Annotated in this window: 12 protein-coding genes and 1 riboswitch; of the genes, 4 read left to right on the forward strand and 8 right to left on the reverse strand. The window is 62.2% G+C overall.

From position 1 onward, the window contains the following. Positions 1-126 precede the first annotated feature (126 nt). Positions 127-1,362 carry a glycosyltransferase family 4 protein gene (locus PR017_RS14815; protein ID WP_240538969.1) on the forward strand — a complete coding sequence of 412 codons (1,236 nt, stop codon included), beginning with the start codon at positions 127-129 and terminating at the stop codon, positions 1,360-1,362. 39 nt (positions 1,363-1,401) lie between these two features. Here the strand turns inward: PR017_RS14815 and PR017_RS14820 are convergent, their stop codons facing one another. From PR017_RS14820 to epmA, 7 genes are all read right to left on the reverse strand, one after another. Continuing rightward, positions 1,402-3,891, reverse strand: coding sequence for a glycosyl hydrolase 2 galactose-binding domain-containing protein (locus PR017_RS14820; RefSeq protein ID WP_111220015.1), 2,490 nt, complete (start codon positions 3,889-3,891; stop codon positions 1,402-1,404). Between the two features lie 14 nt (positions 3,892-3,905). After that, positions 3,906-4,865, reverse strand: a complete 960-nt coding sequence (locus PR017_RS14825) for a DUF1839 family protein (RefSeq protein ID WP_240538968.1) — start codon at positions 4,863-4,865, stop codon at positions 3,906-3,908. Positions 4,866-4,873: 8 nt separating this feature from the next. After that, positions 4,874-5,782: an amino acid--[acyl-carrier-protein] ligase gene (locus PR017_RS14830; protein WP_111219579.1), complete on the reverse strand. Its 909-nt coding sequence runs from the start codon at positions 5,780-5,782 to the stop codon at positions 4,874-4,876. A 5-nt stretch (positions 5,783-5,787) separates the two neighbouring features. Then, positions 5,788-6,969 carry an acyl-CoA dehydrogenase family protein gene (locus PR017_RS14835; protein WP_111219577.1) on the reverse strand — a complete coding sequence of 394 codons (1,182 nt, stop codon included), beginning with the start codon at positions 6,967-6,969 and terminating at the stop codon, positions 5,788-5,790. Continuing rightward, the gene (locus tag PR017_RS14840) at positions 6,969-7,220 is read right to left on the reverse strand and encodes an acyl carrier protein (RefSeq protein WP_111219575.1); all 252 of its coding nucleotides are present in this window, start codon (positions 7,218-7,220) and stop codon (positions 6,969-6,971) included. Before PR017_RS14840 ends, PR017_RS14835 begins: the two co-directional genes overlap by 1 nt. Before the next feature lie 278 nt (positions 7,221-7,498). Then, a complete protein-coding gene (locus tag PR017_RS14845) occupies positions 7,499-8,569 on the reverse strand; it encodes a lysine-2,3-aminomutase-like protein (RefSeq protein ID WP_111219573.1) in 1,071 nt (356 codons plus the stop codon). Continuing rightward, entirely contained in the window at positions 8,566-9,630 is a 1,065-nt protein-coding gene (epmA, locus tag PR017_RS14850) for an EF-P lysine aminoacylase EpmA (RefSeq protein WP_111219572.1), read from the reverse strand. Before epmA ends, PR017_RS14845 begins: the two co-directional genes overlap by 4 nt. A gap of 150 nt (positions 9,631-9,780) precedes the next feature. Here epmA and efp point away from each other — a divergent pair, with 150 nt between their 5' ends. Next, complete coding sequence (gene efp / locus PR017_RS14855) at positions 9,781-10,350, forward strand: elongation factor P (protein ID WP_111219570.1); 570 nt, start codon at positions 9,781-9,783, stop codon at positions 10,348-10,350. Between the two features lie 84 nt (positions 10,351-10,434). Here the strand turns inward: efp and PR017_RS14860 are convergent, their stop codons facing one another. Next, complete coding sequence (locus PR017_RS14860) at positions 10,435-12,306, reverse strand: ABC transporter ATP-binding protein/permease (protein ID WP_111219568.1); 1,872 nt, start codon at positions 12,304-12,306, stop codon at positions 10,435-10,437. Between the two features lie 238 nt (positions 12,307-12,544). Then, a riboswitch (SAM riboswitch) is annotated at positions 12,545-12,625 on the forward strand. A gap of 47 nt (positions 12,626-12,672) precedes the next feature. Here PR017_RS14860 and metA point away from each other — a divergent pair. Both metA and PR017_RS14870 read left to right on the forward strand, forming a co-directional pair. Continuing rightward, positions 12,673-13,596: a homoserine O-acetyltransferase MetA gene (gene metA / locus PR017_RS14865; protein ID WP_111219566.1), complete on the forward strand. Its 924-nt coding sequence runs from the start codon at positions 12,673-12,675 to the stop codon at positions 13,594-13,596. Between the two features lie 106 nt (positions 13,597-13,702). After that, the gene (locus tag PR017_RS14870) at positions 13,703-14,728 is read left to right on the forward strand and encodes an aldose epimerase family protein (RefSeq protein ID WP_111219564.1); all 1,026 of its coding nucleotides are present in this window, start codon (positions 13,703-13,705) and stop codon (positions 14,726-14,728) included. Positions 14,729-14,758 lie beyond the last annotated feature (30 nt).

The raw sequence follows: 14,758 nt of genomic DNA on the forward strand, positions 1-14,758 counted from the left end.
CCAAGCATGCCTTACCTCAGGGTCGCATTAACCCTTTCCCGCCGTATCCGCCGGTGACGGAGGCAATTTAGCGTTTCCTTAACTGGCGCGGTGATTTGCTGACCCCAGACAGACACGACGCGTGTCATGCCGGAGATCGAACTTTGGCGCGAGGGTGGACCGATGACATTGGCGCAGGCGCATGGCCGCGATTTCAACATTCCGGACGAACGACGACCCCTGATCGTCCATGTGGTACGCGCGTTCCTGCCTGACAGCGAAGGCACGGACGCCGTCGCCACCCTTTGCCGCCAGCTGTCGCGCCGCTACCGCATCCGCGTCGTCACCTGCCAGAACCCGGCTTCCGACATAGCCGGCAACCGGGCGACGCGGGACATGATAGACGGTCTCGATATCGTGCGAATTCCCGGTCCCGGCAACAACGTCTATCCGGCGGCGCTCGAGGTCTTCAAGCATATCGCCGATGCCGACCTGGTCCATGTCCACGGGGTCGATTTCTGCTTCGATGCTCTGGCCTGGGGCCGGTTTCTACATCGGCGACCGCTTGTCGCGACCATCAGCGACAACTTCCTGCAGGAAAGCCGGCACGCAGAGATGAAGAAGCTGTGGTTTAGCCTCGTGACGCGCCGCTCCTGCAAAGCCTATAGTTGCATTGCCTGCAGCAGCGAGCCGGACCACCGGCTTTTCGACACCATCGTCGGCAACCGCGCCACGTCGATCGGCAGCGGCGCCGACGTCGCGAAGTTCGCCAACTGCGCCGCTCTCGATGCCCGTCGCCGGATCGTCACCATCGGCGGGCTGTCTTCGGAAGCCCGGCTCGACCGGCTGCTCGATGTGATGCAGGTGCTCGCCCCGCGCCATCCAGACTGGCATCTCGACATCATCGGCACGCCCTCCGGTCTTGATGGCCAGACGCTCAACGCTGACATCCGGTCGCGTGGCCTGTCGCGGCATGTCTCGCTGCAGGTCTCGGACGACCATTGTACCATCCGAAACACGATTGCCCGCGCCTCGCTTTTTGCATCGGCCTCGGACAGCGCCGGCTCGAGGCTTGCCGTCATCGAGGCCATGAGCGCCGGGCTTCTGCCCGTGCTCGACAGCAACGACGCCTTCCGGGCACTCGCCAGAACCCATCCGGCGCTAATGCTAACCGATTTTTCCGGGGCGCAGCGGTCGGCAAAAGCCCTCGAAGCCGCCTTTGCGCGCCTTGTGGCGCAGGGAACAGGCATTCGCGAAGAACTGCTCGGCATCTCCCGCAGCTACGCCTGGGACAAGGTCGCCGAGCGCTACGGTGCGCTGTATGACAATGTGCTGCCAGACCCTGAACGTGTGCGGATACACCTCTACGGCGAACTCGCCTGACGCACAGTAGCCACGCCATCGCGGCGCCGCTCTCTTACGTCATATTGAGACGATATGCCGGCTGCTGACGGTGCCGATCCGCACGGCCGGCGGTCTATCCACCACTCCGGCATCCCTCGGGATGAGCTTGACGCGACGTGGCGCTCCCGGCGCGAGGTGAAACCAGTCGTCCTCGGCCCTGAAACCCTCCGCCTCGATATGGACGGACTGGGCGAGCCGCTCGCAGTCGAGATCGACGAACCACGCGCCATCCTCGAAGACGACAGCAGCAACGATACCGGGCGCGTGAAAGGCCCGAGCCCTGCCGAGCGGGAAGTGAAAGGCCTCGGCCTGGATCGCACCTGGTATCTGCGGGTCCGATACCAGCGACCGCAGGCGGGCAACGGTGACATCGTGCGACGGCGGTCCGAAACGGAAGGCATACGTGGTGTCGAAGAAGGCGCCGAACAGATCGGTGCAGGCGATTTCCTGGCTGGAGCGCGCATCGAGCGTCAGTTCGCGCCGGCCGCTGACGACAACCTGCCGTCCGTCCCGCAGGGCCGAAACCTCGAGCTCGAGTGCAAGCGGCGCAGCGGTCTCGTTGATGACATGCACGGCAAGCCCGTTGGTACCCTCGTCGGTCATCAGCACCTGCACCGGCCGGAAGGCACGGCGCATCGCATACCAGACCGGCTTTGGCTCGCCTGTCGAATCGATCACCCCCCAGCCGGGGCCGGGCAGGAGGTCCTGCAGCGTCCAGACCAGCGCGCCACTGCAGCTCGAGCCCGTGCGCCGCCACTCGCCATAGGTCGCCTCCACCACCTCGCCGGTGGTGGCGCGCGAAAGGTCGAGATAGACATTGGGGTCCTCGCGGCGCAATTGGGCCGGATCGAAACCGTAGAGTTCCCGCAGATAGTGATCGCGGACATCCTCGAAATCCCAGGACGCACTGCGGTCACGCGGCACGCGGCCCTTCCATTGCGGGCTGTGGACGGCGGGAGCCGGCAGATGCGCATCGAGCGTGCGTTGCTGCGGCACATGGGCGAAGGCGAGGCTTTCGGCTGCAAAACGGACATTGGCGCGACGGGCATCGTCGAGCGGCCTTAGATAGGCGCCGACGCCATAGTAATGGGTAGCGCCTGTATCGGGCGAAAATGGCATGGCCCCGCCGACGGGTGAGTTGGCGACATAGGGCACGTCCGGGCGCCTTGCCTCGGCGACCGCAGGCAGGATCTCTTCCGTCACCGGGTTTAGCCAGAACCGCTCGGGCAGCCCCATCATCGCCGCCTGCTGGTACATTTCGCTGCCGCCGCAGATGACGGCCAGCGACGGCGACAAGCTGATGGCGTCGAGAAATCCGACGGCCTCCCTCTCGACATGCGCGTGAAATGTCTTGTCGGTTTTAGGATAATCGAAATTGGCAAACATCATGTCCTGCCAGACGAGAATGCCGAGCTCGTCGCAGAGCCTGAAGAACTCGGGCGTTTCGTAGGCCATCGTGCCGCCGATCCGCACCATGTTCATGCCGGCCTCTGCCGCCAGCCGCAGCCACGGCTCATAGGCAGCACGGTCGCCGGGCAGCCGGACGATATCGGCGCTGGTCCAGACCGCACCCCGGCAAAAAATGCGCGCGCCATTGACGACGAGGGCGAAATCCCGGCCATCGGCACCGCGATCGACTGCAATGCGGCGAAATCCAGTACGGCCGGCGGCGTGGACGACACCGTCGATGACGAGGGCAACGTCGTGGAGATCTTGCGTCCCATGGCTGTTGGGCCACCACGGAGGCACTGCGGGGATCATCAGAGTCGCTGCCCAATGGCCAGCGCCATCGCTTGCGAGGCTCTGCTCGACCCCGGCGCAGGAAAGCACGATGGCGCCGGCCTTGCCCTCGAGCAACAGGGAAACATGCAGCCGCCCCTCGCCGCTCTCGCTGAGTTCCGTCCGCAGGAAGAGATCGCGGCCAACGACGGGGCCATACCGCAGCAGCGATATCGGCCGCCAGGGGCCAACGGCATGGATCTCGGGGCACCAGCCCGGCATATGGCCGAGCAACGTCGTGCGGACCGTTCGCAGCCCCTGCGGCACGATCATTTGCGGCCGCCAACGAGCGCGCGGACCGGGCTCTGCAAGCCTTGGCGCCAGCGCCCGAAAACATAGGCTCAGTTCGTCGCCGCCGAGCAAGGTCACCGGTAGGTCATGGCTTTCGAACATGCTCTCGCTGGCAAGAAGCATGATGCCGTTGAGAAAGACCTCGCAGAGTGTCGCAAGACCGGAAAGGCGAAGAACGGCATCGCCAGGCGCTGCGTCGACCAGCCGGCAGAAATACCAGGCGTCGCGATCGTTCAGCGGTGCCGGATGCTCTCGGTCGAACAGGCCCGCCTTCTCCAGCGCTTCTGCGACGGTGCCGGGCACCATGGCCGGGATGAAGGCTGCGCCCAGCGACACGTCGGCGGGCGTCTCCCATTCGCCGGGAGCGGTCATGACCAGGGTCCACCCCTCGCCCATCAGCGTCTCTTCAGCGCCGATGCCTGCCAAACGCCCCTCGATTGCCATTGCCCGTTTCAGACCTGTCGTTCCAGAAGCCCGACCATGGCATCCCATGCATCCGCCACCGGATCAAGCGCGGTGTGCAGCGGCTCGAATTTCCGCCGCGTCACAGCCCGGGCGATCTGGAACTGCACCGACTTTGCAGCCTCTGAGAGCCGCCGGGCTTGCGCACTTGCAGCAGCGAATTCCGGCGACAGCCAGTCGAGATGACTGCCGGCCAGTTCGAAATTGGCGCCGACCTGACGGAGCGTATTGAAAGCATATTTGTGGAACACGCCGAACGGCCTGTCCGCAATCGCCTCGACCTGGGCGGCAAATACCGTGGCAAAGGCGCGAATCGGGTTGTCGCGCGGACGCCTGGCAAAATGAGCCCCCAGCAGGCGACGGGCTGTCTGGCGGATTTCAGCTTCGGCGGGCGGCTGCAGCGGTAATTTGGCGAATTCCGTGTAGGGCAGGAACGGCGGCGCACCTTCCGGCAGATGTCGCTGGAAAACGCCATCGAAGTCCTCGCCGGAGAGTCGGAAGAAGCCGCCATTGTGGAAATAATCGAGTTCGCGGGCACCAGCGTCTAGCCGGTTGATGGCGACCGTCGTCTTGCCGTGCTCGGCACGGTAGGCGACGCCTTGCGTATCCGGCATGTAGAACGAATCCATCTCGACGAGGCAAAGCCGCCCGCGCGTGATCTGCACGGCGAGATGCCGTTCGACATCGTCGTAGATGGCAAGTTCGGTGCAGCGGATGCCATAGAGCGCCTCGAGGTCTTCGAGCGGCACCTTGAAGAAGGTGAACTGGTCGCCCTCGAAATCCTGTCCCATAGTGAAGCCGAGCATTGCCTCGGGCGGCAGGCCGATCGTGTTCAGCACCTCGATCCACAGATCGATATAGCAGTTGGTTTCCGGCCACATCCGTTCGCTGTCGTGCAGCCCATGGCGAGAATAGGCGGCAGGATCAAGCCCGGGAAATACTGACGGCATCCCGACGATCAGCCCCACAGGACGTCGCGCACCGGCGCCGGCCAGGCCTTTACGTCGAGCCCGTGATGGTGGAACAGAGCCAGCGCGATGCGCTCCAGTCCGAAGCCGACGCAGGCCGTATGAGCGACCTTGCCGTCGGCGAGGTTGAGGCCCCATTTGGTGCCGAACGAATCCTGGTGGTAGTTGAAGCTCATGCAGGCCGTCGGATTGGCGGTCGAGGTGATCGGGATCAGCAATTCGAACTTCAGGTTCTGGTCGCGCTGGTTGTTGACCATCATCTTGCCTGCGCGGCCGAAGAACGGGTCATTGGCGACATCGATGACGACATCGAGACCGACCGACTTCATCATCTCGACGCCACGATCCATCCAGCTCTGGCGGAAATCCGTGACGTGCTGCTCGGTGCCCATGCAGACATATTCGCGCATACGAAAAAGCTGCTGGCGGGCGGGATCCTGTGACGGCTCATGGCGGAAGCAATAGGACTGCAGGTCGAACAGCGCGCCCTCTACAGGCAGATTGCCGCGGCGGGCTACCGTCGGATAGAGAGGATAGCAGGCGGCCGGCGTCAGCACGATCTCGGTTGCCTCCTGGCCCTTGGTCCAGTCGTCGCCGACCTCCATGCATTTCAAAAGGTTCATGTGGTCCATCTCGCCGCCGCAGAAGCTGTGGACTGTGCCGGCCAGCTGCGGAAAGCTCTTCATGTAACCGCTCTTTTCGAAGATCGCGCGGTTCATGCCGGGCGGGAAGCGCATCGCCTCGGCACCGTCGCCACCGCCGAACCTGTCGATCAACCGCTCGAAGGCAGCGATGACGTCTTCAAACTGGCCGCTGCGGCCATAGAGGCCATCGACACCGGTGTCGATCAGGAGACCTGATTCGAAAAGCCGATCGAGAAAAGAAACCTGCATGTCCATGGCGATTACCCCAGCAAATTGGTGTCTTGTTTGTGGACCAGCAGCATCGTCGATGTGTTGGCAAGGATGCGGTCGTTCGAGATCATCAGCTGCGCCGAATGCGCGTCGCGCAAGTGGCGACCTAGGCTGTAGGGCGTCCCGTTCTTGTAGCCCATGATGCCGCAGATCAGCATAGCGTGGTTGATGATCGGCAGGATCGCTTCCGAGGAGACGATCTTGACGTTGTTCATCGCCACCGCGAAAGCCATCGACGACAGGCGGTCGGCATCGAGCTTGGCGTCCTCGTAGACCTTCAGCGCAGCGACGACGTTCGACTTGACCATCTGCAGCTGGCCGGAGACCTCTGCCAGACGCAGCGCGCCGGGCGGAGGCGTGCCGGGTGACTTGCGGGCCGCAGCGCGCACGAAAGCCTGGGCACGAGCCACCGCATCGGCGGCGATGCCGTACCAGAGCGCGCTCCACAAGAGGTGCGAGGTGGCAAGCATGGACTGCGCGGCAATCTCGGCAAACGGTTTAGGCAGGATCTGGACGGCCGGCGCCTCTCCCTTGAACACGAAGCCATCGGAGCAGGTGCCGCGCATGCCGAGCGTATCCCAGACGGAGGTTCTGTCGAGCGTGTACTGGTCCTTGAGGAAGGCCGTCAGGACCTGGTCGGAGGGCGCCGCATCGGCGTGGGCGCGCGATGTGATAAGGATGGCGTCGGCATAGGCGCCGTAGGAAATGACGGTGGCGTCCTTCTCGAGGAAGCAGCTGTCGCCCTCGACGCGGATGGCGCAGATGCTGTTGCGCATGTTGCCGCCGATCCCGCCTTCGGTCGTGGCAGACGCCAGCAGCAGCTGGTCACGGGCGATACGGCGCATGAAATCGCGATGCCAGTCGCTGCCCTCGCCGTGCTCGACCAGGCTAGACAGCTTGATCTGGTGCATGGCGAAAATCATCGCGGTGGCCGCGCAGGCTTGTCCGAGCACGGTGCACAGCGCGGCGATTTCAGTGATTGTCGCGCTTTCTCCACCAAATTCGGTCGGGATCTGGATCGACAGCAGGCGTTCGGCCTTCAGGGCTGTGACGGCTTCGCGCGGAAACCGCGATTCGCCGTCAACAGCATCGGCATGTGCTGCAGCAACTGCCGCGACGCGGGCGATGCGGGCATTGAGATTGTCCTTCGCTATCGCCACCGCCACGCTCATCAGGCGACCTTTCTGGAGCCGAGGATCGCATCCACCGTGCTGGTGATGGCGCTGATGCTGGCGAAGGACTTGCGGTTCAACAGGTTGTCCGGAAACTCCATGTCGAACGCCTCTTCGAGTCCGAGCATCAACTGCACGGATGCGAAGGAGGAGAGGCCTGCCGCATAGAGATCGGCGTCGTCGGCAATGCTGTCGACGGGCACTGGCAGGCCGCCGAGCTTGGTGAGCAAACCACGGATTGTCTCGTTCATCCAATCGTCTCCAGGTGTTTTCGGCAGTCGTCCCGCCTTATCTGAGGTTGTTTTAGGCACAAAATTCCAACATACCGCTAAGCCTTCTGGTTAACGAAGGATGAGCGTTTGCCGGCCATTGTTCATGATCCGGACAGAATGCAATCCGCCGACCTGCTAATAATATCGAGGGTTGCTTCTCTTAGCGCGGATCAGACCGGGGAGGTAGAGCAACGCTCCCGGATGCGTCCAGAAAATAGGAAGAAGATACATTTTCGCGAGTGATCGCGGGATCTCACCTAGTCCGGTTTGCCGCTGCCGGATGGCGGGGGGTAATCGTGCCATTCGCCTCGGAAATCGGCAACCGAATAGCAACCCTCGCCGACATTGCGGATTGCGTGCTCGCCGATGGCTGCTTTGCCGTACCCGCCGGGAATATCGAGGATATAGGTCGGCTGGCAGAGACCGGACAACCGGCCGCGCAAGTCGGCGACAAGCCGCTGGCCTTCAGCGATGGTCAGCCGGAAATGACTGGTGCCGGGAGCAAGATCCGGATGGTGCAGATAATAGGGTTTGACCCGCGTTTCCACGAAGGCGCGCATCAGCGCCGCCAGCACCTGGGGATCGTCGTTGACACCTTTCAAAAGCACGGACTGGCTGACCATGACGATGCCGGCATCGACAAGACGGGCACAGGCCGCGCGCGCGTCCGCCGTCAGTTCGCGCGGGTGGTTGGCATGCAGCGCCACATAGACCGTCTTGCCGCTCACCTTCAGCGCAGCAACAAGCGCCGCATCGATCTTGCTCGGATCGACGACGGGCACGCGGGTATGGAAGCGGACGATCTTGACGTGGTCGATGGCGGCAAGGCCGGACAGCAGGTCTTCGAGACGCCGGGGCGACAGAACCAGCGGATCGCCGCCGGTGAGGATCACCTCCCATATCTCTGGATGGGCGCGGATATAGTCGAAGGCGGCATCGAGTTCGCCGGCATCCAGCGTGCCCATACCCTGCGGACCGACCATCTCGCGGCGAAAGCAAAATCGGCAATAGACGGGGCAGACATGCACCGCCTTCAGCAGCACACGGTCGGGATAGCGATGGACGATGCCTGTGACCGGGCTGTGGGCCGCATCGCCGATGGGATCGGCACGCTCCTCCGGCGTCACCACGAGCTCTGCCATATCGGGCACGAATTGCCGGGCGATCGGATCATCGGGATCGGTGCGGTCGATCAGTGCGGCAATGGCAGGCGTCAGCGCGATGGCATAACGTTCCGCGACCGCTTCCAGCGACGCCGCGTTTTGCCCATCGACAAGCGATGCCCGCTGAAGATCGTCGACTGTCCTGATCGGTCGAATGACGTTCATCTTCCGAACTCCGCAACGGGCGCCCAAAGCACCTGCTCGATGCGGGATGCTCCGGTAGCCAGCATCACCAGCCGGTCGAAACCGAGGGCGATGCCGCTTGCCTCGGGCATGATGGCAAGCGCGTCGAGAAAATCCTCGTCGAGCGGATAGGTTTCGCCATAGACCCGCGCCTTTTCCGCCATCTCGATCTCGAACCGCCGCCGCTGTTCGGCGGCATTGGTGAGTTCGCCGAAGCCATTGGCAAGCTCGACGCCGCAGGCATAGAGTTCGAAGCGCTCGGCGACACGCGGATCCCGCGCCGAGGGCCTGGCAAGAGCGGCCTCGGAGACCGGATATTCATCGAGGATCGTCGGTCGGCCAAAACCGAGATGCGGTTCGATCTTTTCCACCAGCACCCGGCTGAACATATCCGCCCAGCCATCGTCCTCCGAAACGCGCATGCCGACGCGGTTCATTTCCGCAGCGAGGCAGTCGCGGTCCGTCTGTCTGTCGGCGGCAACCGAGGACAAGAGGTCGATGCCGGCATGCTGCAGGAAAGCTGCCGCAACGCTGATCCGCTCCGGCTCGGCAGAGGGATCGCACTCCGCACCCCGGAACGCTAGCCGCGCGGCCCCTGCGGTTGTCGCCGCCAGCCGCATTATATCGACGCAGTCAGCCATCAATTGCTCGTAGCCTTCGCCGACCCGGTACCATTCGAGCATGGTGAACTCCGGATGGTGCAAGGGCCCGCGCTCGCGGTTGCGATAGACGTGGGCAAAGCATGCAATGCGCTTTTCGCCGGCGGCCAGCAGCTTCTTGCAGGCAAATTCCGGCGACGTGTGCAGGTAGAAGGGTGCCGCCTGACCGTCGGTCGTCAGGGCTTGCGTAGAGAAAGCATGCAGATGTGCCTCGTTGCCGGGCGATATCTGAAGGGTTGCCGTATCGACCTCGAGGAAATCGCCTGCTGAAAAAAAAACGCGCAGCGCCGCCTGGATCGCATTGCGGCCGATGAGAAAAGGCCGTCGATCCGCATGGACGCCGGGCGTCCACCAGGGAGATGCTTTTGTCAGGCTGGCGTTCATTCCGCGCTTTCTTTTATAGGATGAGCGGCGACGGGGTGGCTATTTCCACCGTTTTAGGTTAGTTGCGCCCCCAAGAAAACATTGCTGCATCAGGGAAACCGGCTTGGTCCGTCCTCTACGATGCAAAAAGCTGCGTTACAAGGAAGTCTTATGGTCAAGGTTATCGCCTCTTCGATCCGCAAGGGCAATGTGCTCGACGTGGACGGCAAGCTCTACGTCGTGCTGACGGCCGCCAATTTCCACCCTGGCAAAGGCACGCCGGTCACCCAGATCGACATGCGCCGGATTTCGGATGGCACGAAGGTTTCCGAGCGCTGGCGCACGACCGAACAGGTCGAGCGCGCCTTCGTCGAGGACGTCAACCATCAATACCTCTACGAAGACAGCGACGGGTTCCACTTCATGAACCCGCAAAACTACGACCAGGTGACCGTCGATGCCGAAACTATGGGTGACGACAAGGCCTACCTGCAGGAAGGCATGACTTGCATCCTGTCGATGCACGAAGGCATCGCGCTTGCCATCCAGATGCCACGCACCGTGACGCTGGAAATCATGGAAACCGAGCCGGTCGTCAAGGGCCAGACGGCATCGTCCTCCTACAAGCCAGCCATGCTGTCGAACGGCATTCGCACGATGGTTCCACCACATGTCAATGCCGGCATCCGTGTCGTCATCATGACCGAAGACAATTCCTACGTCGAACGCGCCAAGGACTGATCCCTTACCTGGCTGCCCATCTCCAAACAAAGCCCCGAACGCTCGCGAGTCGGGGCTTTTGCTTTTCCGGCCGTGCAGCACCAGTCAGACTGGACGCGCTGGTTCCTTGCGCAACGGAGCGCGCCGGGCCACATTCGGCCGTCGGGCTGCCGCTGCAACCGGCTTTGCCGGCGGCGCGGTTGGATCTTGAGGCACCAGCGCTTGCAGATGCAGCACGCGCGGTGACATGGCCTCAAGATAGGCCTCGGACCGGCCGATATAGATCACCGTCGTATCCTTCAGCTCCTTGAGCAGAGCGACTAGTCGCTTCTGAATGTCCGGCTCCAGTCCCTCGAGCGTTTCATCGAGAATCAGCCAGCGCGGTTTGGCGAGCAGCGCATGCGCAAAGCCAACCGCCTTCTGCTCGTCGGTATCCAGCATGCGGTCCCAGCGGGCATTCGTATCCAGCTTGCCCTTCAACCTGGCCAGTCCGGCCTTGTCGATCGCCATCTCCAGGTCGGAATCCGGGTACGCGTCGCGCTCTTGCGGAAATGTGACCGCGTCGCGCAGCGTCCCGCTCGGAACATAGGCGGCGTGCGGCATGAACAGCATGTCTTCCAGCGGCGGCAGGTCTATTTCGCCCTTGCCGCAATGCCAATCGCCGGCCAGTGCCTGGAACAGCAGCTTGCGGTTCACGCCGTGATCGCCATTGATCATGATGTGCTCGCCGGCGGCAATCGTCACCGTGCCCTCGCGAATACGGAAGCCATTTTCATCGACGTCGTCGCTGGTCTTGGTGGAGACTTCAAGATCTTTCAGCACCAGCATATCAGGCGCGGCGCGGGCGACCTCGATCATGTTGGCCAGATGCTCCTCGCCATCCATCTCCACCACCGCCTCGCGGAAATCGGTGACACGCATCAAAGTCGCGCGCCACTCGGCGATCGGGCCGAAGTTGGCGACATACCAGCGCAAGGCGGTGTTGACCTGATTGAAGGCGCCGACGACCATCATCAACTGGCCGATGCTCAGGCCGCCGGAGAAATAGGCGGGCGCTGCCACCAGGATCGGGATGACCAGTACCATCCAGCCATAGCTGGCAGACACCCAGGTAAGATTGGTATTGGCGATCGCCAGCTTACGGATGACACCGAGCACGGAAGAAATGTCGCCGTTGATGCGCCGCCGTTCGTTTTCCTGGCCACCGGCAGTGGTGATCGATGGCATGTATTCGTTGGCATGCATCAGCGCGAAGCGCAGTTCGGCTTCTTTCGAGTAGCGGTCGGCATTCAGGCGCACAAGCTTGCCGCCGACGAACTGGCTGAGGAAAGAAGCCGAAGCCGCATAGATGATCGCCGCCCAGACCATGTAGCCGGGGATCGAAAAGCTGCTGCCGCGAAAGTGGAAGATGAAGCCACTCGACAGCTCCCAGAGCACGCCGATGAAGCTGATCAGCAGGATGGTCGACTGGACAAGGCCGATGGCAAGGCCGGTGGTGCTTTCTGCCAGGTTGCGGGCGTCCTCGTGCAGGCGCTGGTCCGGATTGACGCCGATCAGTCCGGAGGAGGCGAGCCGCAAAGCGCGCTTGCCTTTCAGCCACTGGTCGACCAGATCGCGCGCCAGGCCCTCGCGCATGTAGAGCGCCGCCATCTGGTTGAGCCAGGCCTGGATGACATTGAGAACGAGCAGGCTGCCGGCGATCATCCCGAAGACGCCGAGTTGCTTCATGAACTCGTCGAGATCGCGGCGGGCTAGCGAATCGTAGAACGGCGCATTCCACTCGTTCAAAAGAACCTGCACATAGGCTGTCACGAGAATGATGACGAACAGCGATACCACGAGCGATATAAGCCTTACGCGCACGGGCGAATGCCAGAACGCCGAAAGCATCATCCTCAACCTGTACAGCAAACTCAAGTCGTATCCGACGCGCGCATCGCCCTGGACGCTGGGCTTCTCTGTGGTATCAACGGCCATTAAAAAATCCTGATCCTCATCCCTCAGATAGTCATGGCCACCGCACATGTCCATCCATGCGAGCCCGAAGCGCGTCGCGCCAGCGATCCCTGGCCTGGAACCGCCCTCCTCGCCATCAACTTGCGCTTCAAACCTTATGAAAGCCTTATACGCTCGAATGCACCTGCAGGTTCACCACGCCGCACCGCGCATTTCCCAGCCGGCGATTGAGGTTGATTCGAAACCTGTCCAGCGCTATTTAACATCCCGTGGTGATTTGGCCGGCCGGCTTGCAGCCACGTTAAACAAGTCGCTAAATCAGGGCCGCATGCGGACCGGTAGCGATTCGTTTTTTTCGCCGCCGGTTTAGTTGATCGAGTAACGCGCATGCCCATTAAGATCCCCGATACGCTGCCCGCCTTCGATACCCTGGTGAAAGAGGGTGTGCGGGTGATGACAGAGACGATGGCCGTCCGTCAGGATATCCGTCCGCTGCAGATCGGGCTGCTCAACCTCATGCCCAACAAGATCAAGACCGAGCTACAGATGGCCCGCCTCGTCGGCGCCTCGCCGCTTCAGGTCGAATTCTCCCTGATCCGCATCGGCGGTCACAAGGCGAAGAATACCTCCGAGGAACACCTGCTTTCGTTCTACGAGACGTGGGAGGAAATCAGGCACCGCAAGTTCGACGGCTTCATCATCACGGGTGCGCCGATCGAGCTGCTCGACTTCGAGGAAGTCACCTACTGGGACGAGATGCGCCAGATCCTCGACTGGACGACCACCAACGTCCATTCGACGCTGAACGTCTGCTGGGGCGCGATGGCGGCGGTCTACCATTTTCATGGTGTGCCGAAGCACCTGCTGAAGGAAAAAGCATTTGGCGTCTACCGGCACCAGAATCTGAACCCGTCCTCGGTCTATCTCAACGGTTTTTCCGACGATTTTGGCGTGCCCGTGTCGCGCTGGACGGAAGTCCGCCGCAAGGATGTCGAAACCGTCCCTGGCTTGGAAATCCTGATGGAATCGCCGGAAATGGGCATTTGCCTGGTGCACGAGAAGACGGCAAGACGGCTCTACATGTTCAACCACGTCGAATACGATTCAACGTCGCTGGCAGACGAATATTTCCGCGACGTCGATGCCGGCATTCCGATCAAGATGCCCCACGATTATTTCCCCCACAACGATCCGTCCCTGACGCCGCCCAACCGCTGGCGCAGCCATGCCCATCTGTTTGTCGGCAACTGGATCAACGAGATCTACCAGACCACGCCTTACGACATGGCCGACATCGGCTTGCAGAAATAACCACGTCGCCGGGACGGAGGCCTGATTCCACCGGCAGGCAGGTTGCGGATAACGGCGAATGGAGGCAGGGTCGGCGCCTCGGATGAGAGACAAATGGGATGAGGACATGACGGAAAGCACTTTGCAGCGCGAAGTTTTCGGCAAGACTGCAGCCGGCGACACGGTACACCGCGTCAAGATTACAGGCGGTGGGCTGACTGCCCATGTCATCAGCTGGGGAGCGGTGATCCAGGACCTTCGGCTTGAGAACCACGCGCCGCCCCTGACGCTCGGCTTCGACGACTTCGAAAGCTACGAGAAGCACTCCGCCTATTTCGGAGCAACGCCCGGGCGCTGTGCGAACCGCATCGCCGACGGCAGGTTCACGCTCGATGGCAAGACCTATCAGCTGGGCCTGAACGAGAACGGCGTGACCCATCTGCACGGCGGCGTCGACAATATCGCCCTGCGCAACTGGACGATCGTCGAGCATGCCGCCGACCGCGTCGTACTGAAGATCGTCGACCCCGACGGTCGCAGCGGCTATCCCGGAAACTGCACGATCCAGGCGACCTACTGGGTGCACGGCAATGGCGAGCTATCGGTCACCTACGAGACCACGACCGACCAGCCGACCATCGCCAATGTCTGCCAGCACGCCTACTTCAACCTCGATGGCCGCGACGATGCGCTCGACCACGACATCATGATTGCAGCCGACCACTATCTGCCGACCGATGCACGGCAGATCCCGACGGGCGAGATCGCCCCCGTCGCGGGCACGCCGTTCGACCTGCGCCAAATGGGCCCGATGAAGCGCTTCGTTGATGGCGACCAGGTGCTATACGACCACAATTTCTGTCTCTCGCAGGAGCGTACGGCCAAGCGCGCCGTCGTTCTCGCCCGCAGCATCAATTCCGGCGTATCGCTCGAAGTGCGGACAACGGAACCCGGTATCCAGCTCTACGCCGGCTTCAAGCTCGGCGTCCCCGTCCCCGGCATTGACGGCAAGATGATGGGGCCTTTCGCCGGTTTCTGCCTGGAAACGCAGATCTGGCCCGACGCCATCAACCAGCCGGGCTTTTCCTCCGCAGCCCTCCATCCCGGCGAAGTCCTGCGTCAGGAAACGGACTACATTTTCACGAAGAACTAAGCACTTAGCCTCCGCCGGTCGTGGCTACGC

This window comes from Rhizobium tumorigenes (assembly GCF_003240565.2).
Classification (GTDB): Bacteria; Pseudomonadota; Alphaproteobacteria; order Rhizobiales; family Rhizobiaceae; genus Rhizobium; species Rhizobium tumorigenes.

Excerpts from the sequence above, each read along its gene's own strand:
- PR017_RS14815 (WP_240538969.1), top strand. The coding sequence starts at position 127 with ATGCCGGAGATCGAACTTTGGCGCGAGGGTGGACCGATGACATTGGCG.
- PR017_RS14825 (WP_240538968.1), bottom strand. The coding sequence starts at position 4,865 with ATGCCGTCAGTATTTCCCGGGCTTGATCCTGCCGCCTATTCTCGCCAT.
- PR017_RS14830 (WP_111219579.1), bottom strand. The coding sequence starts at position 5,782 with ATGGACATGCAGGTTTCTTTTCTCGATCGGCTTTTCGAATCAGGTCTC.
- PR017_RS14835 (WP_111219577.1), bottom strand. The coding sequence starts at position 6,969 with ATGAGCGTGGCGGTGGCGATAGCGAAGGACAATCTCAATGCCCGCATC.
- PR017_RS14840 (WP_111219575.1), bottom strand. The coding sequence starts at position 7,220 with ATGAACGAGACAATCCGTGGTTTGCTCACCAAGCTCGGCGGCCTGCCA.
- PR017_RS14845 (WP_111219573.1), bottom strand. The coding sequence starts at position 8,569 with ATGAACGTCATTCGACCGATCAGGACAGTCGACGATCTTCAGCGGGCA.
- epmA (WP_111219572.1), bottom strand. The coding sequence starts at position 9,630 with ATGAACGCCAGCCTGACAAAAGCATCTCCCTGGTGGACGCCCGGCGTC.
- efp (WP_111219570.1), top strand. The coding sequence starts at position 9,781 with ATGGTCAAGGTTATCGCCTCTTCGATCCGCAAGGGCAATGTGCTCGAC.
- PR017_RS14860 (WP_111219568.1), bottom strand. The coding sequence starts at position 12,306 with ATGGCCGTTGATACCACAGAGAAGCCCAGCGTCCAGGGCGATGCGCGC.
- metA (WP_111219566.1), top strand. The coding sequence starts at position 12,673 with ATGCCCATTAAGATCCCCGATACGCTGCCCGCCTTCGATACCCTGGTG.
- PR017_RS14870 (WP_111219564.1), top strand. The coding sequence starts at position 13,703 with ATGACGGAAAGCACTTTGCAGCGCGAAGTTTTCGGCAAGACTGCAGCC.